The organism is Pseudomonas sp. SJZ131 (assembly GCF_007828705.1).
GTDB lineage: Bacteria > Pseudomonadota > Gammaproteobacteria > Pseudomonadales > Pseudomonadaceae > Aquipseudomonas > Aquipseudomonas prosekii.
The window spans coordinates 496,469-519,282 of the sequence record NZ_VIVC01000004.1 but is presented as its reverse complement, the minus strand read 5'-3'; the positions used below and the strand labels follow the sequence as shown (position 1 = coordinate 519,282).

The window sequence follows — 22,814 nt, the reverse complement described above, 5'->3', positions numbered from 1 at the left end:
AGCCTGAAATCGGCTTCGCCAACCACTTTCCTCGAAAAACCTGTCGAGTCATTCAACTCGGGCGCCTGCCTGAACAACAGCAATCAAACATGCAGACGCAAAAAAGCCGGGAATTTCCCGGCTGCCGCATCATACACACGTTTTCCCAAAGGATCACCCCGCCGCAGTTTTTAGCCGCCAGGCGGGGATGATTCAGGTCAACGCGGTATCAAGGTTTGGCTTTTTCCAGGTAACGGAAGAAGTCGCTGCTTGGGTCGAGGACCATGACGTCGGTTTTGTTCGCGAAGCTTTCACGGTAGGCGCGCAGGCTACGGTAGAACGCGTAGAACTCCTGATCCTGACCGTAAGCCTTGGAGTAGATCGAAGCAGCCTGGGCGTCACCATCACCGCGAACCTCTTCGGATTCACGATAGGCTTCGGCCAGCAACACGCGGCGTTGACGATCGGCGTCGGCACGGATGCCTTCAGCCAGCTCGTTACCTTTGGCGCGGTGCTCGCGAGCTTCACGCTCACGCTCGGTGCTCATACGTTCGAACACGCTGCGATTCACTTCTTTAGGCAGGTCGATAGCCTTGACCCGAACATCGACAACTTCGATGCCCAGTTCTTTCTCGGCCATCTTGTTCAGCGATGCGGTGATGTCCGCCATCAACGCGTCACGTTCACCGGAAACCACTTCGTGCAGGGTGCGTTTACCGAACTGGTCACGCAGGCCCGATTCCAGACGACGGGACAAACGCTCGTCGGCAATCTGCTTGAGGCCCGAAGTTGCGGTGTAGAAGCGCTCGGCATCTTTCACGCGCCACTTGGCGTAGGCATCAACCATCACGGCTTTCTTTTCCAGCGTCAGGAAGCGTTGTGTCGGTGCATCCAGCGTCATCAGGCGAGCGTCGAACTTGCGCACCTGGTTAACGTAAGGCACTTTCACATGCAGGCCCGGCTGCACATCGGTCTGGACCACACGACCGAATTGCAGCATTACCGCACGCTCGGTCTGACCCACGATGTAGAAGCAGTTCCAGGCTGCGATCGCCACGACGACGCAGACAATAAGGGCGATCAGCGATTTATTGCTCATCAGCGACTCTCCCTGGTACGCGCTTGCTGTTGTTGCAGATCAGCGGCTGCACGCGCATTCGCTTCATTGCTGCCGGCGGCCGCGCCCGTTACCGGTGCGCTGGTGCTGCGGCCACTGTCGATCATCTTGTCCAGCGGCAAGTACAGCAGATTGCTCTGGCCATTCTTGTTGCCGGTCACGAGAACCTTGCTGGTGTTGGTGAAGACTTCCTGCATGGTGTCCAGATACAGACGCTCGCGGGTGACTTCAGGTGCCTTGCGGTACTCGGCGACCAGTTTGGTAAAGCGATCAGCCTCACCCTTGGCGCGCGATACCGTTTCGTCACGGTAACCGTTGGCGTCTTCAAGAATGCGCTGGGCCTGACCACGGGCTTCCGGCACGACGCCGTTGGCGTAGGTTTCAGCCTGGTTGCGCGAACGCTGCTCGTCTTCTCGTGCGCGGATCACGTCATCGAAGGCTTCCTGGACTTCACGCGGTGCCGCTGCGCTCTGTACGTTGACCTGAGTGACGGTGATGCCGGTGCGATAAGTGTCGAGGAAACGTTGCAGACGTTCCTTGATTTCGCTGGCCATCAATTCACGACCTTCGGTCAGGACCTGGTCCATGGCGGTGGAACCCACCACATGGCGCAAGGCGCTGTCAGTCGCGTGCTGCAGGCTGATTTCCGGCTGATCGACGTTCAGCACGAAATCCTGCAGGTTGCTGATTTTGTACTGCACGGTCAGCGGCACTTCGACGATGTTCTCGTCTTCAGTGAGCATCTGGCCCTGCTTGGTATACGCACGCTCACGCGTCACGTTTTCCATGAACTTCTTGTCGATCGGCGGGAAGTAGATGTTCAGGCCCGGGCCAACCGTTTCGTAGTACTTGCCGAAGCGCAGCACCACGGCTTGCTCCTGCTCGTCGACTACATACACCGCGCTGTACAGCCAGACTGCCGCGAGCACGGCGAGGCCGATGCCGAGAAGACCGCCGAAGCCGCCACTCCTGCCCGAACCGCCGCCGTCGTCGCCGCGTTTTTTACCACCACCGAACAACCCGTTCAGGCTTTCCTGCAGCTTTCGGAAGGCCTCGTCGAGATCCGGTGGCCCCTTGCGGTCGCCGTTATTGCGGCGCTTGCCACCCCAAGGATCCTGATTATTCGAGTTGCCACCCGGCTCATTCCAAGCCATAGCGCTCTCCATCTGATAAAGCAAAGACGCACCCACGGCGCGCCGACCAATGCTACAGAATGCCTGTCACCGCGGCACAACCGCTTTTTCAGGCTTTTATTGCAAAGTGTGTTGCTCGAGGAATTCCATCGGTTGCAAACCTTCGCGGCTCACCAGTCGATTCAACTCGATCCGTGGCAAGCGAACGGCCAGCAGGCTGATGCCTTCTTCGTCGTGTTCTTCTTTTTGCACCGCACCGAGTTCGAAAAACTGCGCACGCAGTCGAGCAAAACGTTGCGGCAAGCGCAAGGTGCCAATGAACAAATCAGTGCCCAACAGCTCGGCGATGGCTTGTTCAAGCAATTCCAGACCACTGCCATCACGCGCCGACAGCCAGACCCGTTGGGGCTTGCCGCTTTCGTCGCGCTGGATTTGTGGTTCGACGCCTTCGAGCAAATCGAGTTTGTTATAGACCTCGAGGATCGGCAAGTCCTGGGCACCGATCTCGCCCAGCACCACCATCACCTGCTCGATCTGCAACATGCGATCCGGCTCGGCCGCATCGATCACATGCAACAGCAAGTCCGAGTTGCTCGACTCTTCGAGCGTAGACCGGAATGCCTCGACCAGTTTGTGCGGCAAGTGGCGGATGAAACCCACGGTGTCGGCGAGGACAATAGGCCCCAGGTCGTCGAGTTCCAGACGGCGCAAGGTCGGGTCCAGCGTGGCAAACAACTGGTCCGCCGCGTACACGTCGGATTTCGTCACGTTATTGAACAGCGTGGATTTGCCGGCGTTGGTGTAGCCCACCAGGGACACGGTAGGAATGTCCGCACGTGAACGGCCGCGCCGCGACTGCTCGCGCTGACTGCGCACTTTCTCCAACCGGCCTTTGATCTGGCGCAGGCGCACCCGCAGCAAACGGCGGTCGGTTTCGAGCTGGGTTTCACCCGGGCCGCGCATACCGATACCGCCACCCTGACGCTCAAGGTGAGTCCAGCCGCGAACCAGCCGGGTGCTCATGTGGTCAAGCTGGGCCAGTTCGACCTGGAGCTTGCCTTCGTGAGTACGGGCGCGTTGGGCGAAAATATCGAGAATCAGCCCGGTACGGTCGATCACGCGACACTCGAAAACACGTTCGAGGTTACGTTCCTGACTGGGCGTGAGGACGTGATTGAAGATGACCAGATCGGCTTCTTCGGCGTGGACCAGATCGCGCAATTCGTCGACCTTGCCGCTGCCGATCAGGTATTTGGCGGTTGGCCGATGACGCGGCACGTTAACAAACGCGACGGTCTCGGCGCCTGCCGAATTAGCCAGCTCCTGAAACTCCTGCGGATCTTCGCGCGCCTCAGGGTCCTGTCCATCCAAGTGAACGAGGATTACTCGTTCACCACCACCGTGGCGCTCAAAGAACAAAGGAGACTCCTATCAGGCGTTACCTGGCTCAGCGTCACCTGCTTCGGATTCGGTTGCGCTAGGCAGACGAATTGGACGAACCGGCACGACTGTCGAGATAGCGTGTTTGTAAACCATCTGGCTCACGGTGTTTTTCAGCAGGATGACGAACTGGTCGAAAGACTCGATCGTGCCTTGCAGTTTGATCCCGTTGACCAGGTAGATGGACACCCCAACTTTCTCTTTACGTAAAGTATTCAAGTAAGGGTCTTGTAGCGAATGCCCTTTTGACATGTGCCGCACTCCTTTAAGGATTCAATATAAAAATAGGTAAACAGATGGCTTGTGCCGTCACACCCCCAAGGATAGACGGCAATTGCAAGGACTCAGCTCAATATGGAGATGGTCCCAAGGTATTTCAAGGCGCGCGGCAGATTGTCGCAATCCAGGCTGTCCAACCAATGCAGATCAGCCCAACTGCGCAGCCAGGTGAACTGGCGCTTTGCCAATTGGCGCGTGGCAATGATTCCACGCTCCTGCATCTCGGCTTGCGTCAGCTTGCCATCCAGGTAGTCCCAGACTTGTCGGTACCCTACAGCACGTATGGACGGCAACCCTGAATGCAAGTCACTTCTCATACGCAGGGCTACGACCTCGTCGATGAATCCCTGTTCCAACATAATTGTGAATCTTTGTTTAATACGCTCGTGCAGTACCTGACGATTTGCCGGGGCGATGGCCAAGTTCGCGACAGTATAGGGTAATTGTTGCAGTCCCGAAGCCGCTGCTTCAGTACTTTGCGCAGATTGTCGCAAGCGCAGTTCAGTCATGCTCTGACCGCTCACGCGATATACTTCCAGCGCTCGACTCAGCCGTTGCGGATCGTTCGGGTGAATCCGCGCCGCCGACACCGGATCAATCACCGCCAATTGTTCGTGCAAGGCCTGCCAGCCAAGGCGCGCAGCCTCTTCTTCGATCTGCGCGCGAACATCGGGATCAGCTGCCGGCATTTCCGCAAGGCCTTCGACCAAAGCCTTGTAGTAGAGCATCGTGCCGCCTACAAGCAGCGGAATTTTGCCGCGCGAAGTGATCTCGGCCATCGCCTCCAGCGCATCACGGCGAAAATCTGCCGCCGAATAGCTCTCGGCGGGGTCGAGAATATCGATCAGGCGATGCGGATGTTGCGCCAACAGCTCTTTAGAAGGCTTCGCCGTGCCGATGTCCATGCCGCGATAAACCAGCGCCGAATCGACGCTGATCAACTCGCACGGCAGAACTTTGGTCAGTTCGATGGCCAGATCGGTCTTGCCCGCAGCGGTCGGGCCCATGAGAAAAATCGCTGGAGGGAGCTGGCTCATCAACGACCGCGCAGGAACAGTTTGTCCAGATCGTCCAGGCCCAATTGGGTCCAGGTCGGTCGACCATGGTTGCATTGACCGCTGCGCTCGGTGTTTTCCATGTCGCGCAGCAGGCCGTTCATTTCCGGCAGCGCCAGACGCCGATTGGCGCGGATTGCGCCGTGGCAGGCCATGGTGCCAAGCAATTCGTTGAGGTGCGCCTGAATGCGGTCGCTGGTGCCGTATTCCATCAGGTCGGCGAGCACGTCGCTGACCAGCCGATTGGCCTCAGCCTGCTTGAGCAATGCCGGGATCTGCCGGATCGCCAGAGTTTCCGGGCCGAGGCGCTGCAATTCGAAACCGAGGCGCTGGAACCACGTAGCGTTCTCTTCGGCGCAATCGGCTTCGCGCTGGCTCACAGCCAGGGATTCCGGGACCAGCAGCGGTTGCCCACTCAAGCCTTCGCTGGCCATGGCGATTTTCAGGCGTTCATACATGATCCGCTCGTGCGCGGCGTGCATGTCCACCAGCACCAGCCCTTGGGCGTTTTCCGAAAGAATGTAGATGCCTTTGAGCTGCGCCAACGCGTAACCCAATGGCGGAACATCGTCCTGTCCGGCCGGCAACGCGACCGCATTGGCCTCGGGCAACGGCGCGAAAAATTCGCGATACGCAGCCTGCGCCTCAGCCGCCGGCACGCCGGACTGTGGTTTTGGCGAATATTGATACTGATAACCGGCACCCGCGCCCGAGCCCGCTGCCGTATTAAAGGTCGGCTGGCCTTGCGACTGCTCCAGCAGCGCGCTGGCCGCCAGACGCATTTCGCCCTGCGGACCAAACTCGCCAGCGTCAATTCCGCTTGGGCGGACGATCGCGGTGGCGACCGGCGCGGCCAGATGATCTTCCGGCCGTACGTCGCCGAGTGCCCGGTGCAAAGTGCCGTAAAGGAAGTCGTGGACCATGCGCCCGTCACGGAAGCGTACTTCGTGTTTGGTCGGGTGCACGTTGACGTCGACGCCCGCCGGGTCGACTTCGAAAAACAGCACGAAGGTCGGATGCCGTCCGTTGAACAGCACGTCGCGATACGCCTGGCGCACCGCGTGAGCCACAAGTTTGTCGCGCACCGCACGGCCATTCACGAAGAAATACTGCAAGTCAGCCTGGCTGCGGTTGAACGTCGGCAGACCGACCCAACCCCACAAATGCAGGCCATTGCGCTCGATTTCGATCGGCAGCGCCTGCTCCAGGAACCCCGAACCGCAGATCGCCGCCACACGCCGAGCGCGGGCCGCGTCGTCATGCGCTTCGTGCAGGCTGAGGATGGTCTTGCCGTTGTGGCGCAAGTGAAACGCCACGTCGAAACGCGCCAACGCCAAGCGCTTGATCACTTCTTGCAGGTGATCGAATTCGGTTTTTTCAGTCTTGAGAAACTTGCGCCGCGCTGGGGTGTTGAAGAACAGGTCGCGCACTTCCACCGAGGTGCCCACCGGGTGAGCCGCCGGTTGTACGCGCGGCGCCATGTCCCGGCCTTCGGTTTCGACTTGCCAGGCTTGATCGGCGTCCTTGGTGCGCGACGTCAGGGTCAGGCGCGCCACGGAACTGATCGAGGCCAGGGCCTCACCGCGAAACCCGAGGCTCATCACCTGCTCAAGGTCTTCGAGGTTGCGAATCTTACTGGTGGCGTGTCGCGCCAAGGCCAGCGGCAGGTCGTCAGCGGAAATGCCGCTGCCATCGTCGCGCACCCGCAGCAGCTTGGTGCCGCCCAACTCGACGTCGACATCGATACGCTTGGCGCCGGAGTCGAGGCTGTTTTCCAGCAACTCCTTGATCACCGACGCCGGGCGCTCAACCACTTCGCCAGCGGCAATCTGGTTCGCCAGGCGTGGGCTGAGCAGCTCGATCCGAGCAGCGTTGGTCAGCGCCTGATTCATTCTTTGGCCGCCAGTTCGGTGCCGGGAATGGTCAGGGTCTGACCGATTTTCAGCTCATCGCTGCGCAAATTGTTGGCGCTGCGCAGGGTGGCCGGGGACACCTGATAACGCACGGCAATCATCGCCAACGTCTCGCCGGGGCTGACGCGATGGTCGCGCGGGCCTTGGGCGATTTTGCCGGAATCACGCAGCCATGCAATGTAAGTGCCCGGTGGTGGATTCTGCTGGAAGAACTGGCGCACGCCGCTGCTGATCGACCTCGCCAGCGCTTGCTGGTGGTTCGCGGCGGCGAGTTTCGAGGCCTCGTTGGCGTTCGAGATAAACCCGGTTTCGACCAGGATCGACGGGATATCCGGCGACTTCAACACCATGAACCCGGCCTGCTCCACACGCTGTTTGTGCAGTGGCGTGACGCGCCCGATGTTGGTCAAAACTTTCTGGCCGACGTTGAGGCTGGAGGTCAGCGAGGCGGTCATCGACAAGTCGAGCAACACGCCCGCGAGCATGCGGTCCTTGTCGTCGAGGCTGACGTTGCCGGCACCACCGATCAAGTCGGAACGGTTTTCACTGTCGGCCAGCCAACGCGCGGTTTCGGAGGTCGCGCCGCGATCCGACAGGGCGAACACCGAAGCACCAAACGCAGCGGCGGAAGGCGCGGCGTCGGCGTGGATCGAGACGAACAGGTCGGCGCCTTTCTTGCGCGCAATTTCGGTACGGCCGCGCAATGGAATGAAGTAGTCGCCGGTACGGGTCAGTTCGGCGCGGAAGCCTTTCATACCGTTGACCTGACGCTGCAATTCACGGGCGATGGCCAGTACCACGTCTTTTTCACGTTGACCGCGCGAGCCAGAAGCGCCCGGGTCTTCGCCGCCGTGGCCGGCATCGATCACCACAATAATGTCGCGTTTGCCGGCCGGCGCTGGAGGCAGTTTGACCGGCGGATCAATCGGCGTGACCGGCACCGGGGCCACCGTCGCGACGTTGGTCGGCGCCGGAATCGGCGCGGCATCGGCCGGGTTGTCGAACAGATCGACCACCAGACGATTGCCGTACTGCGCGTTCGGCGCCAGGGTGAAGCTCTTCGGCGTCACGGCTTTTTTCAGGTCGATGACCACGCGCAAATCGGTCGGCGTGCGTTGCGCCGAGCGCATGGCAGTAATTGGCGTGTTGGCGCTGTTGACCTTGAGCGGCGGCCCGAGAGACGCGCCATTGATGTCGATAACCAGCCGATCCGGCGACGTCAGGGTAAACACACTGTGTTGCACCGGCCCCGTGAGGTCGAATACCAATCGTGTGTTATCCGGAGCACGCCACAGGCGAACGCTGTTGACCTTCGATTCGGCCACAGCGTCGACGGTTACCGCCAAAAACAACAATCCTACGGCAGCTACCATCGCGCGAAAGCGCATACCTGACCCCATCATTTAATTGGATTCCAATGCCAAAGCGGCACACCACGACTCGCCGCGCGAGCCCTGGGACAAAATTTTCAGCGAACGCCCGCTGTCTTGCGGGGTAATGGTAATGGTCAGGTCGGGCTTTGGCAAAAAGCCTGCACCCTTCTGGGGCCATTCGATCAAACACATGGCGTCGTCATCGAAGTAGTCGCGGATGCCCAAGTACTCCAGTTCTTCCGGATCGACCAGTCGATACAGGTCGAAATGGAAGGCGCGAATGTCGCCGATCTCGTAGGGCTCGACCAAAGTGAACGTCGGACTTTTTACCGCGCCGACATGCCCCAAACCACGAATGATGCCGCGCGACAGGGTAGTTTTGCCCGCGCCCAGATCGCCTTCGAGAAAGATCAGACCGTGTCCTTGAGTGGTTCGTGCGATACGCGCACCGAATGCGCTCATTGCTTCTTCATCAGCCAGGTACAGGGTTACTTCAGACACGGTGCTTGCTCCTCCAACAACTGACGAATGGCTGGGATCAGATCACTGGCCGCCAGCCCACGGCCGAATTTACCTTGTTGCAAACCTGCGTTGGCGTGCAGCCAGACCGCCAGGCACGCGGCGTCGAATGCCTGCATGCCCTGCGCCAGCAACGCGCCGACCAGTCCGGCGAGCACGTCGCCCAAACCGGCAGTGGCCATCGCTGGGTGACCCTGATGGCACAACGACAAACGTCCATCGGGGCTGGCGATCAAGCTGCCAGCGCCTTTCAGAATCACCACAGCTGTGTATTTTTTGCTCAACGCATGAGCGGCGGCGGCCCGATCGGCCTGCACCTCGGCGGTGCTGATCCCGAGCAAACGCGCGGCTTCACCGGGATGCGGGGTGATCACGCAATCCTTCGGCAGCGTTACCTGCTGCTCGGCGAGCATATTCAGCGCATCGGCGTCCCAGACTTGCGGCAGCGGCGCATTGGCCGCCGCCGATAACAGGCTGCGACCCCACGCAGCCTGCCCGAGGCCCGGGCCAACCACCAGCACGGAAACCTTTTCCAACAATTGCATCAACTGATTGGCCGACGAGGTGCCGAGCACCATTGCTTCAGGGATTCTCGCCAGCGCCGCCGGCACATGTTCGCTGCGCGTCGCCACCGAAACCATGCCGGCGCCACTGCGCAGTGCACTCTGCGCGCTCAGCAAAATCGCGCCGCCAAAACTACGATCTCCGCCGATCAGCAGCACGTGGCCAAACTTGCCTTTGTGCGAGGTTGGCGCACGGTGCGCCGGACGCGGAAGGTTGCCGGGATTGAGACGCCGCGCGGTGCTGGCGGCGTTTGCGAGCAACTGCGGATCGGCGTGCAGATCGTTGAACACCAGTTCACCGACGACATCCGCCGCGTCACCGGTAAACAGGCCGACTTTCAAACCGATGAAGGTCACGGTCAGATCAGCCCGAACCGCGACGCCGAGCACGCGACCGGTATCGGCGCACAAGCCTGAGGGGATATCCACGGCAACAACCGGCAGCTCATTGGCATTGATCGCCGCGATCACGCTGGCGTAGGGCTCTCGCACCTCACCGGTCAAACCGGTGCCGAGCAAGGCGTCGAGGACGATGCCGCGCAATTCGGATTGTGCAGAGCCGTTTTCGATTGGGACTTTTTCCGCCAACGCTTCGGCATATGCGCGAGCCGCATCGCCCTGCAAACGCTGTGGTTCGCCGACCGCCAGCACGCGCACTTGCCAACCGGCGCGCTGCGCGAGCACGGCGACCAGATAACCGTCGCCAGCATTGTTGCCGTGACCGGCCAGCACCGTCAGTTCGCTGGCCGTCGGCCACTGGCGAACCAGCGCCCGCCATGTTGCCCGGGCTGCGCGCTGCATCAATTCGAAGCCCGGCGTGCCAGCCGCGATCAGGCTCGCATCGAGCTCTCGCACTTGCGCGGCGCTGTACAGCGCGTCGGGTAAATCATCTTTAGTCTGCGGCATGCGTCTTCGGGCTCCGATGTCTGGCAGAATTATACGCACCTCAGCTCCGGTTTCTCTCGTCTCATGCCCGCTATTACCACAGACCTGCCCGCCCTCGCCCAATCCATCAAGGACTGGGGCCGCGAGCTGGGCTTTCAGCAAGTCGGCATCAGCGGCCTGGACCTCGCCGAGCATGAACAGCATCTGCAGCGCTGGCTCGAAGCCGGCTACCACGGCGAAATGGAGTACATGGGCGCCCATGGCAGCAAACGCTCGCACCCCGAAGAACTGGTGCCCGGCACGTTGCGGGTAGTTTCGCTGCGCATGGACTACCTGCCCGGCGACACGCAAATGGCGCAATTGCTCGCCCAACCGGAGAAAGCTTACGTATCGCGTTATGCCTTGGGCCGCGATTACCACAAATTGATCCGTAAACGCGTGCAACAACTCGCAGAAAAAATTCAAGCGGTCATCGGCCCGTTCGGTTATCGCGCGTTCGTCGACAGCGCGCCGGTGCTGGAAAAAGCCATCGCCGAGAAGGCCGGACTGGGCTGGATCGGCAAAAACACCTTGGTGTTGAACCGCAAGGCCGGCAGTTATTTCTTCCTCAGCGAGCTGTTTGTCGACTTGCCGTTGCCCGAGGACCCGCCGCACGCCACCGAGCACTGCGGCCGCTGCACCGCGTGCCTGGATATCTGCCCGACCAACGCCTTCGTCGGCCCTTACGTGCTCGACGCCCGACGCTGCATTTCGTACCTGACCATCGAACTGAAAAGCGCGATCCCGGAAGAATTGCGGCCCCTGATCGGTAATCGGGTATTCGGCTGCGATGATTGCCAGATCGTCTGCCCGTGGAACCGCTTCGCCCGCCCGACCGGCGAAAGCGACTTCAAGCCACGGCACAATCTCGACAACGCCGAATTGGCCGAATTGTTTATGTGGGACGAGGAGCGCTTTCTCAGCAGCACCGAGGGTTCGCCGCTGCGTCGCGCCGGTTATGAGCGCTGGTTGCGCAATTTGGCGGTGGGTCTGGGCAACGCGCCATCAAGCATTCCGGTGCTGGAGGCGTTGAAGGCGCGGCGCGAATATCCGTCAGAACTGGTCCGCGAACACGTCGAATGGGCGCTCAAACAACACGGCCTCATGTAGCAGCTGCCGAAGGCTGCGTTCGAGGCCGCAGGACTCGCGCGATATTTCAATATTGACGACTGCTTCGCAGCCGGACGCAGCCTTCGGCAGCTGCTACAGGGACGGAGTTGGTGTCAGGCTTCGTGGTGCGCCATCAAGTACGCCTGAGCTCAAAACGCCGCTGGTTCTCGAACATGTCGAGCGAGCTCAAACAACACGGCCTCATGTAGCAGCTGCCGAAGGCTGCGTTCGAGGCCGCAGGACTCGCGCGATATTTGAATAATGACGACTGCTTCGCAGCCGGACGCAGCCTTCGGCAGCTGCTACAGGGACGGAGTTGGTGTCAGGCTTCGTGGTGCGCCATCAAGTCCACCTGAGCTCAAAGCGCCGCTGGTTCTCGAACATGTCGAGTGAGCTCAAACAACACGGCCTCATGTAGCAGCTGCCGCAGGCTGCGTTCGAGGCCGCAGGACTCGCGCGATATTTCAATATTGACGACTGCTTCGCAGCCGGACGCAGCCTTCGGCAGCTGCTACAGGGTCGGAGTTGGCGTCAGGCTTAGTGGTGCGCCATCAAGTACGCCTGAGCTCAAAGCGCCGCTGGTTCTCGAACATGTCGAGCGAGCTCAAACAACACGGCCTCATGTAGCAGCTGCCGAAGGCTGCGTTCGAGGCCGCAGGACTCGCGCGATATTGAGTTTTGACGACTGCTTCGCAGCCGGACGCAGCCTTCGGCAGCTGCTACAGGGGCGGAGTTGGCGTCAGGCTTCGTCGTTGTAGACGAATTTGGGCATTTCCCAGTGAAAGCGGATTGCCAGCAGGCGCAGCAGGAACCCGCCGAACAAGGTGACCAGAATCGCCTGCTCGCCGGGCATTTGCAGGTAAATGCACAGCATGTAGCACCACGCCGCTGCGAAGGAAACGCTGGCGTAGAGCTCGCGGCGGAAGATCAGCGGGATGTCGTTGCAGAAGATGTCGCGCAGAATGCCGCCGAATACTCCGGTGATCACGCCGCTGACCGAGGCCACCAACATGCCGTGGCCCATTTCCAGCGCGGTCATGCAGCCGATCAGGGTGAACGCCACCAGGCCGACGGCGTCGAGCACCAGAAACAGCGAGCGCAGGTGGCGCATCCAACGCGCGGCAAACACCGTGAACATCGCTGCGACAGAGGTCAGGATCAGGTATTCCGGGTGTTTGACCCATGTCAGCGGGTAATGGCCGAGCAGCACGTCGCGCACCGAACCGCCGCCGAGCGCGGTGACGCATGCAATCAGCACCACGCCAAACCAGTCCATGCCGCGACGGCCGGCAGACAGCGCGCCGGTCATGGCTTCGGCGGTGATGGCGATCAGATAGAGCATCAGCAACATGGCGGCGGTCCTTGCAGGAAGGCGCGCAGTCTAGCCATTTCGGGGGCGCACCAGAAGAGGGCGAGGGATATCTGCCCAAGCATCGGAGGTGTTCCAGAGCAAGCCATCGCGAGCAAGCTCGCTCCCACAGAGATAACGCAATCCAATGTGGGAGCGAGCTTGCTCGCGATGAGGCCGGAACAGACGCCAGCAATCAGAACTTGATGAAATGCTTGCGGTAATGCTGCAGCTCGGCGATCGACTCGCGGATGTCGTCCAGCGCCAAGTGCGTGCTGCCCTTCTGGAAGCTGTCGCGCACGTCCGGCGCCCAGCGTGCGGCCAGCTCTTTGAGCGTCGACACGTCGAGGTTGCGGTAATGGAAGTAGCTTTCCAGCGATTTCATATGCGTATAAAGGAAGCGCCGGTCCTGGCAGATGCTGTTGCCGCAAATCGGCGACTTGCCCTTCGGCACCCACTTCTCGAGAAACGCGATGGTCTCGGCTTCCGCTTCGGCCATGCTGATGCGGCTGTCGCGCACCCGTTGGGTCAGGCCCGAGCCGCCGTGCTGGCGGGTATTCCACTCATCCATGCCAGCGAGAATCGCGTCGCTGTGATGAATGGCGATCACCGGACCTTCGGCCAACGTGTTCAAGTCACTGTCGGTGACAATGGTCGCCATCTCGATGATGACGTCGGTATCAGGGTTCAGACCGGTCATTTCCAGGTCGATCCAGATCAGATTCTGCGGGTTTTGCATGTGTCGGCTCCTAGGCAATGCTGCGCAGTTTAGCCTAGGCAACCGGCGGGGCGTGCTAAACTCGCGGCCGTTTTACCTAATCGCTGCATTCTTGATACGGAACACCCATGGCCAAACGCCAACTCAATCGTCGTCAAAACTGGCGCATCGAAAAAATTCAGGGCGAGCGCGCTGCCCGCGCCGCTAAACGCGAGTCTTCGGCCGTCGAGGCACTTGAGGGCGGCGACCTGGGCCCGGAACAGACCGGCCTGGTGATCGCGCACTTCGGTGTGCAGGTCGAAGTCGAAGCGCTCGAAGGCGAGTTGGCCGGTGAGGTGTTCCGCTGTCACTTGCGCGCCAACCTGCCTGCACTGGTGACCGGCGACCAAGTGGTCTGGCGTGCCGGCAACCAGGGCATCGGCGTCATCGTCGCGCAATTGCCGCGCAAAACCGAACTCTGCCGCCCGGACAGCCGTGGCCAGCTCAAGCCGGTTGCCGCCAACGTCGACATGATCGTGATTGTCTTCGCGCCGCTGCCCGAGCCGCACGCCAACCTGATCGACCGATATCTGGTTGCCGCCGAGCACGCCGGGATTCGTCCGCTGCTGCTGCTGAACAAATTCGATTTGATCGATGAGCAGAACGCCCCCGCGCTGAATGCCTTGCTCGCGGTTTACCGCACGCTGGGTTATCCGGTGCTGGAAGTGTCGGCGCATCACGGCAACGGCATGGAGCAATTGCAGGAACAACTCGACGGGCGCATCAGCGTGTTCGTCGGCCAGTCCGGTGTCGGCAAGTCGTCGCTGGTCAACAGCCTGCTGCCGGAAGTCGAAACCCGCGTCGGCCCGTTGTCCGAGCTGTCCGGCCAGGGCACGCACACTACGACCACCGCGCGGCTGTTCCACTTCCCCGGTGGCGGTGAGTTGATCGACTCCCCGGGTATTCGTGAATTCGGTCTGGGGCACGTCAGCCGTGCCGACGTCGAAGCCGGTTTTATCGAGTTCAACGACTTGATCGGCACCTGCCGTTTCCGCGACTGCAAACACGACCGCGAACCCGGTTGTGCCCTGCTCAAGGCGCTGGAAGAAGGTCGCGTGCAGCAGCAACGGATGAACAGCTACCGCTCGATCATCGCCAGTCTGCCGGAAAGCAGCTACTAAACAGACGCAACCGCGGCCCGACTCAATCGGGCTGCGGTTCATCTGTTCTACTGTTAAAAAATCCCCTTCGTATTAAACGTCAGACTTCTCTGTAGGCCTTACGCACGCCCGCGTGTAGGGCTTTTCTGTTTATCGCCCAAGGTCTTGCGACCGTCACGCAACCCCCTACATTCGAGCCCTCTTCGCTCTTTGGCGACACCGAGGGACAGCCATGCAAACCTATCATTTGTTCATCAGCCACTCGTGGAACTACTCCGACGCCCACGACAAACTGGTGAGCCTGTTGACCGCCCACCCTACATTCACTTTCAAGAATTTCTCCGTTCCGCCGCACAACCCGATCGTCGGTGCGCGCACCGACAAGCAGTTGACCGAAGCCATCGAAAACAAAATCCGGCCGTGCTCCGCCGTGCTGATCATGGCCGGCATGTACGCCAGTTACAGCAAATGGATCAACAAGGAAATCGAGATCGCCCAGCGCATGGGCAAAGTCATCATCGCGATCAAGCCGTTCGGTGCCGAACGGATTTCCGCCGTGGTGCGCAACGCCGCTCACGCCGAGTGCGCGTGGAATACCGCCAGCATCGTCAGCGCGATTCGCGCACAAACGGCGGTGTGACGATGCGCAAGGGACTGTTCATCGGCATCAATAATTACACGCACATTTCCTCTTTGAGCGGCTGCAACGCCGACGCCATGGCGATGGCTTCGGTGCTGAAAACCGACGCCAATGGCGACCCGAATTTCAAGAACGTGGTGCTCACCTCCGCCGAGGATCACTTGGGTCGTGGAAAACTCGAAGACCAGATCCGCGAACTGTTCTCCGGAGATTGCAGCGTGGCGCTGCTGTATTTCGCCGGGCATGGGGTTTTCGATGACGACACCAACGAAGGCATGCTGGTACCGCAGGACTACCGCACGGCCCGCGACGGGATTCGCATCAGCGACATCCTCAACTGGGCGTCGAAAGCGGTAAAAATCAAAAACAAAGTGATCATTCTCGGTTGCTGCCAGGGCGGCTCGGCGGGCGAAGTGCGTGCGCTGCGCAGCGAAAGCAGCGTGGTGGGCGAAGGCATGACCATCCTCACCGCGTGCAAAAAAGAGGAATCGGCGCTGGAGGGCGGCGGGCACGGCGTGTTCACTCGTTTGCTGCTGCAGGCGTTGCACGGCGGCGCGGCGAACATCCTCGGCAAGATCACCCCCGGCAGCCTTTACGCGTTCGTCGACAACGCCCTCGACGCCTGGGAACAGCGCCCGGTGTTCAAAACCAACGTTTCGCAATTCATCTCGTTGCGAGAAGTTTCGCCGCTGATCCCCAAGGAAATCCTGCGCAAATTGCCCGAATGGTTCGCCGAGGCCGAATCAACCTTCGCCCTCGACCCAAGCTACGAACCGACCGAACCGAGCTTCGACCCCGACCACGGCGAGGTCTTCGCGCAACTGCAAAAGTGCAACCGTCACAGCCTGATCGAACCGGTGGACGCCGAGCACATGTACTACGCCGCCATCAACTCAACCGGCTGCCGCCTCACCGCACTCGGCGCCTACTACCGCGAACTCGCGCTCAAGGGACACTTCTGATGCCCGTCTTTATCAGCTACCGCCACACCGACCGCCCACAAGCCATCGCCCTCAACGAACGCCTGAAACGCGCCGGCATCAAAACCTACCTCGACGTACTCGACGCGGAATCGCAAACCACCGACGACATCACTACCGTCATCACCCGCAACATCACCGAATGCACGCACTTGCTCGCCGTGGTCTCGGACAAAACCGCGCAATCGTGGTGGGTGCCGTTTGAAATCGGTGAAGCGACCATCAGCAATCGGCGGATTTGCTCGTTCAAGACTGGGAACAGTGAACTGCCGGAATATCTGGATAAATGGCCGAAGCTGGTTCAGGGCGCTGACATTGATTTTTTCATTGATGAGTATCATCGCGAGGTGAGCAACAAGCGCTCGATGCTGGATTCGATTACTGGCGCGGAGTCGGCGAAGTTGTTTAACAAGAGCAATGCGGATCGGTTTCATGCTGAGCTCAAGAACCGGATACGTCGGGGGTTTTGAGGCGAGTGGGATAGATGCGCAGCGATTGAAACTGGAAACGGCTTATTCCGCAGAAATGGATATGTACACCTGACACATACAAGTTGGCTGTCAGGCCGTAATCGCGAGCAAGCTCGCTCCCACATTGGATTTTTGTACATCTGAGAGAAAGAGGTCGGCTGGTAGGGAGCTATCGCGAGCAGGCTCGCTCCTACAGGGATTGCGCACAGCCGCGAGAACAGGTCGGCTATCAGGCCGCCTCGCGGTGCTGTTGCGGTGCCCGCCCCCTCGGGAGGCCGAGCGCAGGTTCTGCGCAGTGGGCAACCCGGCAAGGATGCCGGGTTAGCCGCCCCCGGCCATGGATGGCCGATGGCGGCGGGCCCACGGAGCAGGACCGGAGCGAGGGCATGCCGAGCCTGGGCGAGGCACCGAACGAAAGGGGCAAGAGCGCTTTGGTTACTTTCGCGCTTCTCGAAAGTGACTCGCTGTAAGAGCGAAACCCAATGCCGCCGTGACCGCAGAAATGGATATGTACACCTGACACAAACAAGTTGGCTGATAGAAAGCTATCGCGAGCAAGCTCGCTCCCACAATTGGATCTGTGGACATCTGAGAGAAACAGGTCGGCTGGTAGGGAGCTATCCGAGCAGGCTCACTCCTACGGTTGGAGTTGTGTTCACCTACACGGAATCAAGCGCAGAAAAAAGCCGACATCGCTGTCGGCTTCTCCGTCGATCACTGCGCCGGCGTTTCCGCCGGTTTCGCCGGGTCACCCGGCTTCGGTACCACGTCGTCAAACAAATTCAGACGCTCACGAATCTCATGCGCCGGCACCGGTTGCTTGTCCGCAGGCAAGGCGTTCGGGTCCACCGGCGTGGCTGGCGTGCCCGGCGCTTCACCGGGTGCGCCCTGCCCCGGAATTGCCGAAGGGTCTGCACCCTGCGCGCCTTCAATCGCCGTTTGAGCCCTCTTCGTCAACACCACAATGTCGATACGACGGTTCACCGGATTGAACGGATTCTCCCGATCAAACAGCGCCGACGAGGCATAACCGACTACTCGCGCCACTTGCGATTCCGGGTAGCTGCCGGCGACCAGCGCGCGGCGGGCGGCGTTGGCGCGGTTGGCGGACAATTCCCAGTTGCCGAAATCGCCAGCGCCAATGTACGGCTTGGCGTCGGTGTGGCCGCTGATGCTGACCTTGTTCGGCACCGCTTTAATGGTGTCGGCCATCGCCAGCAGAATGTCTTCGAAATACGGTTTCAGCCGCGCCGAGCCTGAGTCGAACATCGGCCGGTTATCGGCGTCCATGATCTGGATGCGCAGGCCGTTCGGGGTGATTTCGAACAGGATCTGATCCTTGAATTTCTGCAGTTGCGGATTCTCGTCGACCTTGTTCTGCAGTTCTTGCAGCAGCAGTTCCAGACGTTCTTTCTCGACCTGTTCGGCCATGCCTTCGACCTGATCGGTGTCGACCGTGACTTTGTCCGGTTGCGGCTGGGATTTCACCTCGGGATTGAGCGTGTTCTCCGGCGCCAGGGTCGGCGTGCCGCCCAGATCAATGATGTACGGCGTGCCGCTTTCGGAAAAGCCGACCGGGTCTTTGAAGTAACCGGCGATGGCGATCTTCTGCTCCGGTGTCGCGGTGGACAGCAGCCACAACACCAGGAAGAACGCCATCATTGCCGTCGCGAAGTCAGCAAAGGCAATTTTCCACGCGCCGCCGTGGTGCCCGCCGGCGATGCGCTTGATGCGCTTGATGATTATCGGCTGGTTATTTTCCATGACTTAACGCCCGCGAACCGCTTGTTCCAGCTCAGCGAAACTTGGGCGGTGCGCCGGGTACAAAACCTTGCGGCCGAACTCCACCGCCAACGATGGCGGCATGCCGGACGCCGAGGCCACCAGCGAGGCCTTGATGGCTTCGTAGATGTTCAGTTCTTCCTTGGCATCGTGTGCCAGGGAAGTGGCCAGCGGACCGAAGAAACCGTACGCCGCGAGAATACCGAAGAAGGTACCGACGAGCGCCGCGCCGACGTGCATGCCGATGGCCGCCTGGTCGCCTTCACCCAGCGAAGCCATGGTCACGACGATGCCCAAAACTGCCGCCACAATACCGAAACCCGGCAGGGCGTCGGCGATGCCGTTGACCGCGTGGGACGGGTGCTCGAGGTCTTCCTTGAGGCTGTAAAGCTCCATGTCGAACAGGCCTTCGAGCTCATGCGGCGCCATGTTGCCGGACGACATGATGCGCAAGTAGTCACAGACAAATGCAGTCATGCGTTCGTCTTTTATCACGGTCGGGTATTTGGCGAAGATCGGGCTCGCGGCGGCGTCTTCGATGTCGCCTTCGATGGCCATCATGCCTTCGCGGCGGCTCTTGTTGAGGATCTCGTAGATCAGGCCGAGCACTTCCAGATAGAAGGTGTGGCTGAAACGCGAACTGAACATGCTCAGGGATTTCTTGAGCACGTGCATGGTCATATAACCGGGGTTGGCCTGGAGGAATGCACCCAGTGCCGCGCCGCCGATAATCATCACCTCGAAGGGTTGAATCAGGGCGGCAATTTTGCCGTGAGAAAGCACGTATCCGCCGAGCACGCTCGCGAATACGACGATGATGCCGATTATTTTAGCCATAGGTAGGAGAGCACTTACTGAGTCGGGTTCAAGGTCATATTCGGAAGTTAAAAAATCTCTTCTTCTACTTATCGGCAAAACTGCGCCAGACTATAGCCCGTTGAGGCGAAAAGCCAATTTAGCCCGCGCCGGGCGTGTATGCAGCCAACGATGATCCCGTCCAGCCATGGCTAATGAAACCAATAATGCACCGGTAAAACCGACCACGCTCGAAGGCTGGATCAAGCTTCTCGACGGCGTGCGCCTGCCGGTTCCGCTTGAGAGTCACGAGCGCGTCTGCAAAGCCATCCGCAATAACCGCAGCTCGTTGCGCGAGATTGCCGATTTGATGCAGAACAGCCCGGCCCTGGCGTTGAGCGTGATTCGCGAAGCCAATCGCCACACCCATGGCAGCATGACCGAGCCCGCGGAAAATCTTGAAGTGGCGATCAATCGCCTCGGTTTGAAACGCACCGAAGAACTGCTCGATCGCCTGCCTACCGAAGCGCAATCGGCGATCCCGCAGGCCTTGCGCCAGTTGCAGTTGATCAGCCAGCACGCGACCCAACAGGCCAACGGTTTTTTCGCCGGTCGCCTCGCGCGGCTGTGGCAGGACATTCATTGGGGCAGCCTGCTGTTTCTCTCGCCGCTGTGGCCGATGGCGCTGGCGCAGCCGAAGTTGCTGGAGGAATGGGAGCTGCGCGTCATTCATAAAGGCGAGTCGGCGCGCAAGGTCGAGAAACAATTATTCGGCGTGCGTTTGCTGGATATCTGCCTCGCGCTGGTTGACCTGTGGCGGCTACCGATCTGGGTGCAGCAGGGTTATCGGCTGCTGCTCACCGAGCAACGCGAACTGGTGAAAGTGCTGCGCATCGCCCGCGACAGCGAACATCCGCTGCGCCAGCAAAATCGCCTGGACGACGACCCGACCCTGCGCCGCTGGCTCAACCAACCGGCCAACACCGTGTTGCTGGCCAACGGCTTGGCGCTGTCGGCGCAGCAATCCTGGGACGGCCCGCACAGTCAGCGCTGGCAGTTCCTGACCAGCCTGTACCTGCAAATTTCGATGGACGACGTGCAACAGCAATTGCACCAGCAAGCCGCCAATAGCGCCCGCCAGCATGCGATGCCGGACCTTTGGCACCCGGCGGTTTCGCTGCTGTGGCCGTGGGGGACAAATCGGGTTCACGCCGGCTTGCTGCCCGCGCCGGCACCGAACGCGGAAGACCTGACCAAGTGGCGCAAACAATGCGCCGAACTGCTGGTCGAGCCGAGTCGATTCACCAACGCGATGCACCTGACCACGTCTGCCCGCGATGCGCTGGTCGCGTGCGGCATGCGTCGAGTGATGATTTTGATGACCGATCGCACCCACGCCAATCTGCGCGTGCATCAAACGGCGGGCCTGCCCAAAGAAGCTGCCGGGCTGAATTTCCAGGTCAGCCAAAGCAGTGTTTTGCAACGTCTGCTTTCGCAGCAGGCGCAAGTGCGCATCACCCCGGCCAACAATGCGCAATTCTCGGCGTTGCTGCCCGCCAGCCTGCGCGCGCAGTTCAGCGGCGAACACTTGCTGCTGCGCTCGCTGGTCAATAATGGCCGGGTGATCATGATTGTGGTGGCGGACCAGGGTGGCGGGCAGTTCTCGGAAATTACCGTGCAGGCTTTCGGCAAAACCGCGCAGTGCATCGAAAAAGCCCTGCATAGCTTTAGCACCCGCGGCCAATGACCCTGCGCTACAATCCCTCCCTTTGTGCTCTGGAGACCTCACATGTCTGACTTCTCTGGCTTGCCGCTGGTGATCGAGCCGAGCGACTTGCTCCCACGGCTCGACGCCGGCCAATTGATTCTGGTGGACCTGACCAGCAGCGCCCGTTACACCGAAGGTCACCTGCCCGGCGCGCGTTTTGTCGACCCCAAACGCACGCAACTGGGCCAGCCACCGGCGCCCGGCCTGATGCCGCCGAAAGCCGCGCTCGAAGCCTTGTTTGGCGAACTGGGGCACAACCCCGACGCGGTTTACGTGGTGTATGACGATGAAGGTGGCGGTTGGGCCGGACGGTTCATCTGGTTGCTGGATGTGATCGGCCACAGCAAATATCACTACCTCGATGGCGGCTTGCCAGCCTGGCTGGCAGCAGGCATGCCGATGTCGATTCAGGTCCCGCCCGCCGTCGGTGGCCCGGTGAAGCTGACGCTGCACGACGAACCGACCGCCACCCGCGAATACCTGCAAAGCCGCCTCGGTGCTGCCGATCTGGCGATCTGGGACGCGCGCGGGCCGCTGGAGTTTTCCGGCGAGAAAGTCCTCGCCGCCAAGGCCGGGCACATTCCGGGCGCGGTCAATTTTGAATGGACCGCCGGCATGGATCAGGCGCGCAACCTGCGCATCCGCACCGACATGCCGAAGATCCTCGAACAGCTCGGGATCACCAAGGACAAAGAAATCATCACTCACTGCCAGACTCACCACCGGTCTGGCTTCACTTATCTAGTGGCCAAATCCCTCGGTTATCCGCGGGTCAAAGGCTACGCCGGCTCCTGGGGCGAATGGGGCAACCATCCCGACACGCCCGTAGAGATTTAAGTTTTTCAAGGACAGTTAATGAACAAGCGTCTGTTTATCCTCAGCCAATACCTGCTGCCTCACCACTTGCTCTCGCGACTGGCCGGCTGCGTCGCCGAATGCCGCGTGCGCTGGTTCAAGAATGCGTTTACTGCGTGGTTCGCCAAGCGTTATCAGGTGGACATGTCCCAGGCACTGGTCGAAGACCTGACCGCCTACGAGCATTTCAACGCATTTTTCACCCGGGCCTTGAAGGACGGCGCGCGCCCACTCGACCAGACTCCGGGCGCGATCCTCAGCCCGGCCGACGGCGCGGTCAGCCAACTCGGCCCGATCGAACACGGTCGCGTGTTCCAGGCCAAGGGCCACAGCTTCAGCGTGCTGGAACTGCTCGGTGGTGATGCGGCGAACGCTGCGCCGTTCATGGGCGGCGATTTCGCGACTATTTACCTGTCGCCGAAGGACTACCACCGCGTGCACATGCCGCTGGCCGGCACCCTGCGCGAAATGGTCTACATTCCGGGGCGGATTTTCTCGGTCAACCAGACCACAGCGGAAAACGTCCCGGAACTGTTCGCCCGCAACGAGCGCGTGGCGTGCATTTTCGACACCGAGCGCGGGCCGATGGCCGTGGTGCTGGTGGGCGCAATGATTGTCGCGTCGATTGAAACCGTGTGGGCCGGGCTGGTCACGCCGCCGAAACGCGAACTGAAAACTTTCCGCTACGACGAAGCGGCCCGTGCGCCGATTCATCTGGAAAAAGGCGCAGAACTGGGTCGCTTCAAACTGGGTTCGACTGCGGTCGTGCTGTTTGGCCCGGATCAAGTCAAATGGGTCGAAGGCCTGGGCGCGCTCTCGCCAGTGCAAATGGGCCAGGCGCTGGGTTTGCCGAACGCTTGATCCGCTAGTTCAGCCCCGCCGCTCTTCTGTGGGAGCGAGGCTTGCCCGCGAAG

21 protein-coding genes are annotated in these 22,814 nt (G+C 60.5%); 8 read left to right on the top strand and 13 right to left on the bottom strand.

What is annotated here, in order from left to right; translation table 11 throughout:
- Window positions 1–208: 208 nt before the first annotated feature.
- The 9 genes from hflC to FBY12_RS20180 form a co-directional block, all read right to left on the bottom strand.
- Entirely contained in the window at window positions 209–1,078 is an 870-nt protein-coding gene (hflC, locus tag FBY12_RS20220; RefSeq protein WP_092274119.1) for a protease modulator HflC, read from the bottom strand.
- On the bottom strand, window positions 1,078–2,250 hold the full coding sequence (gene hflK / locus FBY12_RS20215; protein ID WP_145255303.1) for an FtsH protease activity modulator HflK: 1,173 nt from the start codon (window positions 2,248–2,250) through the stop codon (window positions 1,078–1,080). Before hflK ends, hflC begins: the two co-directional genes overlap by 1 nt.
- Window positions 2,251–2,346: 96 nt before the next feature.
- The gene (gene hflX, locus FBY12_RS20210; protein ID WP_145255300.1) at window positions 2,347–3,648 is read right to left on the bottom strand and encodes a ribosome rescue GTPase HflX; all 1,302 of its coding nucleotides are present in this window, start codon (window positions 3,646–3,648) and stop codon (window positions 2,347–2,349) included.
- A 12-nt stretch (window positions 3,649–3,660) separates the two neighbouring features.
- Window positions 3,661–3,921: an RNA chaperone Hfq gene (hfq, locus tag FBY12_RS20205; protein ID WP_007902656.1), complete on the bottom strand. Its 261-nt coding sequence runs from the start codon at window positions 3,919–3,921 to the stop codon at window positions 3,661–3,663.
- A gap of 92 nt (window positions 3,922–4,013) precedes the next feature.
- Window positions 4,014–4,985 carry a tRNA (adenosine(37)-N6)-dimethylallyltransferase MiaA gene (miaA, locus tag FBY12_RS20200; protein WP_092274128.1) on the bottom strand — a complete coding sequence of 324 codons (972 nt, stop codon included), beginning with the start codon at window positions 4,983–4,985 and terminating at the stop codon, window positions 4,014–4,016.
- On the bottom strand, window positions 4,985–6,883 hold the full coding sequence (mutL, locus tag FBY12_RS20195; RefSeq protein WP_178111785.1) for a DNA mismatch repair endonuclease MutL: 1,899 nt from the start codon (window positions 6,881–6,883) through the stop codon (window positions 4,985–4,987). The genes miaA and mutL overlap by 1 nt, the downstream gene beginning before the upstream one ends.
- An 8-nt stretch (window positions 6,884–6,891) precedes the next feature.
- A complete protein-coding gene (locus FBY12_RS20190) occupies window positions 6,892–8,319 on the bottom strand; it encodes an N-acetylmuramoyl-L-alanine amidase (protein ID WP_145255294.1) in 1,428 nt (475 codons plus the stop codon).
- Window positions 8,320–8,790: a tRNA (adenosine(37)-N6)-threonylcarbamoyltransferase complex ATPase subunit type 1 TsaE gene (tsaE, locus tag FBY12_RS20185; protein ID WP_121732884.1), complete on the bottom strand. Its 471-nt coding sequence runs from the start codon at window positions 8,788–8,790 to the stop codon at window positions 8,320–8,322.
- On the bottom strand, window positions 8,778–10,277 hold the full coding sequence (locus FBY12_RS20180) for an NAD(P)H-hydrate dehydratase (protein WP_145255291.1): 1,500 nt from the start codon (window positions 10,275–10,277) through the stop codon (window positions 8,778–8,780). Before FBY12_RS20180 ends, tsaE begins: the two co-directional genes overlap by 13 nt.
- Before the next feature lie 63 nt (window positions 10,278–10,340).
- On the opposite strand from FBY12_RS20180, the gene queG reads away from it, so the two are divergent.
- Window positions 10,341–11,405, top strand: a complete 1,065-nt coding sequence (gene queG / locus FBY12_RS20175) for a tRNA epoxyqueuosine(34) reductase QueG (RefSeq protein ID WP_121732882.1) — start codon at window positions 10,341–10,343, stop codon at window positions 11,403–11,405.
- Between the two features lie 739 nt (window positions 11,406–12,144).
- Here the strand turns inward: queG and FBY12_RS20170 are convergent.
- Together FBY12_RS20170 and orn are read right to left on the bottom strand one after the other, a co-directional pair.
- Window positions 12,145–12,756, bottom strand: coding sequence for a trimeric intracellular cation channel family protein (locus FBY12_RS20170; RefSeq protein ID WP_092274147.1), 612 nt, complete (start codon window positions 12,754–12,756; stop codon window positions 12,145–12,147).
- 193 nt (window positions 12,757–12,949) lie between these two features.
- Entirely contained in the window at window positions 12,950–13,492 is a 543-nt protein-coding gene (orn, locus tag FBY12_RS20165; protein ID WP_054053345.1) for an oligoribonuclease, read from the bottom strand.
- Window positions 13,493–13,599: 107 nt separating this feature from the next.
- Between orn and rsgA the strand changes: the two genes are divergently transcribed.
- From rsgA to FBY12_RS20145, 4 genes are all read left to right on the top strand, one after another.
- Entirely contained in the window at window positions 13,600–14,631 is a 1,032-nt protein-coding gene (rsgA, locus tag FBY12_RS20160) for a small ribosomal subunit biogenesis GTPase RsgA (protein ID WP_028621995.1), read from the top strand.
- Between the two features lie 211 nt (window positions 14,632–14,842).
- Window positions 14,843–15,250 carry a TIR domain-containing protein gene (locus FBY12_RS20155; RefSeq protein WP_092274150.1) on the top strand — a complete coding sequence of 136 codons (408 nt, stop codon included), beginning with the start codon at window positions 14,843–14,845 and terminating at the stop codon, window positions 15,248–15,250.
- Window positions 15,251–15,252: 2 nt separating this feature from the next.
- The gene (locus FBY12_RS20150) at window positions 15,253–16,212 is read left to right on the top strand and encodes a caspase family protein (RefSeq protein ID WP_145255288.1); all 960 of its coding nucleotides are present in this window, start codon (window positions 15,253–15,255) and stop codon (window positions 16,210–16,212) included.
- Window positions 16,212–16,700: a toll/interleukin-1 receptor domain-containing protein gene (locus FBY12_RS20145; RefSeq protein ID WP_121732880.1), complete on the top strand. Its 489-nt coding sequence runs from the start codon at window positions 16,212–16,214 to the stop codon at window positions 16,698–16,700. Before FBY12_RS20150 ends, FBY12_RS20145 begins: the two co-directional genes overlap by 1 nt.
- A 714-nt stretch (window positions 16,701–17,414) precedes the next feature.
- Here the strand turns inward: FBY12_RS20145 and motB are convergent.
- Together motB and motA are read right to left on the bottom strand one after the other, a co-directional pair.
- The gene (gene motB / locus FBY12_RS20140) at window positions 17,415–18,464 is read right to left on the bottom strand and encodes a flagellar motor protein MotB (protein ID WP_145255285.1); all 1,050 of its coding nucleotides are present in this window, start codon (window positions 18,462–18,464) and stop codon (window positions 17,415–17,417) included.
- Between the two features lie 3 nt (window positions 18,465–18,467).
- Window positions 18,468–19,319 (bottom strand): flagellar motor stator protein MotA, encoded by an 852-nt coding sequence (motA, locus tag FBY12_RS20135; protein WP_121732877.1) that lies wholly within the window; start codon window positions 19,317–19,319, stop codon window positions 18,468–18,470.
- A 166-nt stretch (window positions 19,320–19,485) separates the two neighbouring features.
- Between motA and FBY12_RS20130 the strand changes: the two genes are divergently transcribed.
- The 3 genes from FBY12_RS20130 to asd are packed head-to-tail and all read left to right on the top strand — an operon-like array spanning window position 19,486 to window position 22,761.
- The gene (locus FBY12_RS20130; protein ID WP_145255282.1) at window positions 19,486–21,024 is read left to right on the top strand and encodes an HDOD domain-containing protein; all 1,539 of its coding nucleotides are present in this window, start codon (window positions 19,486–19,488) and stop codon (window positions 21,022–21,024) included.
- Between the two features lie 42 nt (window positions 21,025–21,066).
- Entirely contained in the window at window positions 21,067–21,882 is an 816-nt protein-coding gene (gene rhdA, locus FBY12_RS20125; RefSeq protein ID WP_145255278.1) for a thiosulfate sulfurtransferase, read from the top strand.
- A gap of 18 nt (window positions 21,883–21,900) precedes the next feature.
- The gene (gene asd, locus FBY12_RS20120) at window positions 21,901–22,761 is read left to right on the top strand and encodes an archaetidylserine decarboxylase (protein WP_121732874.1); all 861 of its coding nucleotides are present in this window, start codon (window positions 21,901–21,903) and stop codon (window positions 22,759–22,761) included.
- Window positions 22,762–22,814: the final 53 nt, after the last annotated feature.

Excerpts from the sequence above, each read along its gene's own strand:
- hflC (WP_092274119.1), bottom strand. The coding sequence starts at position 1,078 with ATGAGCAATAAATCGCTGATCGCCCTTATTGTCTGCGTCGTCGTGGCG.
- hflK (WP_145255303.1), bottom strand. The coding sequence starts at position 2,250 with ATGGCTTGGAATGAGCCGGGTGGCAACTCGAATAATCAGGATCCTTGG.
- hfq (WP_007902656.1), bottom strand. The coding sequence starts at position 3,921 with ATGTCAAAAGGGCATTCGCTACAAGACCCTTACTTGAATACTTTACGT.
- miaA (WP_092274128.1), bottom strand. The coding sequence starts at position 4,985 with ATGAGCCAGCTCCCTCCAGCGATTTTTCTCATGGGCCCGACCGCTGCG.
- FBY12_RS20190 (WP_145255294.1), bottom strand. The coding sequence starts at position 8,319 with ATGATGGGGTCAGGTATGCGCTTTCGCGCGATGGTAGCTGCCGTAGGA.
- FBY12_RS20180 (WP_145255291.1), bottom strand. The coding sequence starts at position 10,277 with ATGCCGCAGACTAAAGATGATTTACCCGACGCGCTGTACAGCGCCGCG.
- queG (WP_121732882.1), top strand. The coding sequence starts at position 10,341 with ATGCCCGCTATTACCACAGACCTGCCCGCCCTCGCCCAATCCATCAAG.
- FBY12_RS20170 (WP_092274147.1), bottom strand. The coding sequence starts at position 12,756 with ATGTTGCTGATGCTCTATCTGATCGCCATCACCGCCGAAGCCATGACC.
- orn (WP_054053345.1), bottom strand. The coding sequence starts at position 13,492 with ATGCAAAACCCGCAGAATCTGATCTGGATCGACCTGGAAATGACCGGT.
- rsgA (WP_028621995.1), top strand. The coding sequence starts at position 13,600 with ATGGCCAAACGCCAACTCAATCGTCGTCAAAACTGGCGCATCGAAAAA.
- FBY12_RS20155 (WP_092274150.1), top strand. The coding sequence starts at position 14,843 with ATGCAAACCTATCATTTGTTCATCAGCCACTCGTGGAACTACTCCGAC.
- FBY12_RS20150 (WP_145255288.1), top strand. The coding sequence starts at position 15,253 with ATGCGCAAGGGACTGTTCATCGGCATCAATAATTACACGCACATTTCC.
- FBY12_RS20145 (WP_121732880.1), top strand. The coding sequence starts at position 16,212 with ATGCCCGTCTTTATCAGCTACCGCCACACCGACCGCCCACAAGCCATC.
- motB (WP_145255285.1), bottom strand. The coding sequence starts at position 18,464 with ATGGAAAATAACCAGCCGATAATCATCAAGCGCATCAAGCGCATCGCC.
- motA (WP_121732877.1), bottom strand. The coding sequence starts at position 19,319 with ATGGCTAAAATAATCGGCATCATCGTCGTATTCGCGAGCGTGCTCGGC.
- FBY12_RS20130 (WP_145255282.1), top strand. The coding sequence starts at position 19,486 with ATGGCTAATGAAACCAATAATGCACCGGTAAAACCGACCACGCTCGAA.
- rhdA (WP_145255278.1), top strand. The coding sequence starts at position 21,067 with ATGTCTGACTTCTCTGGCTTGCCGCTGGTGATCGAGCCGAGCGACTTG.
- asd (WP_121732874.1), top strand. The coding sequence starts at position 21,901 with ATGAACAAGCGTCTGTTTATCCTCAGCCAATACCTGCTGCCTCACCAC.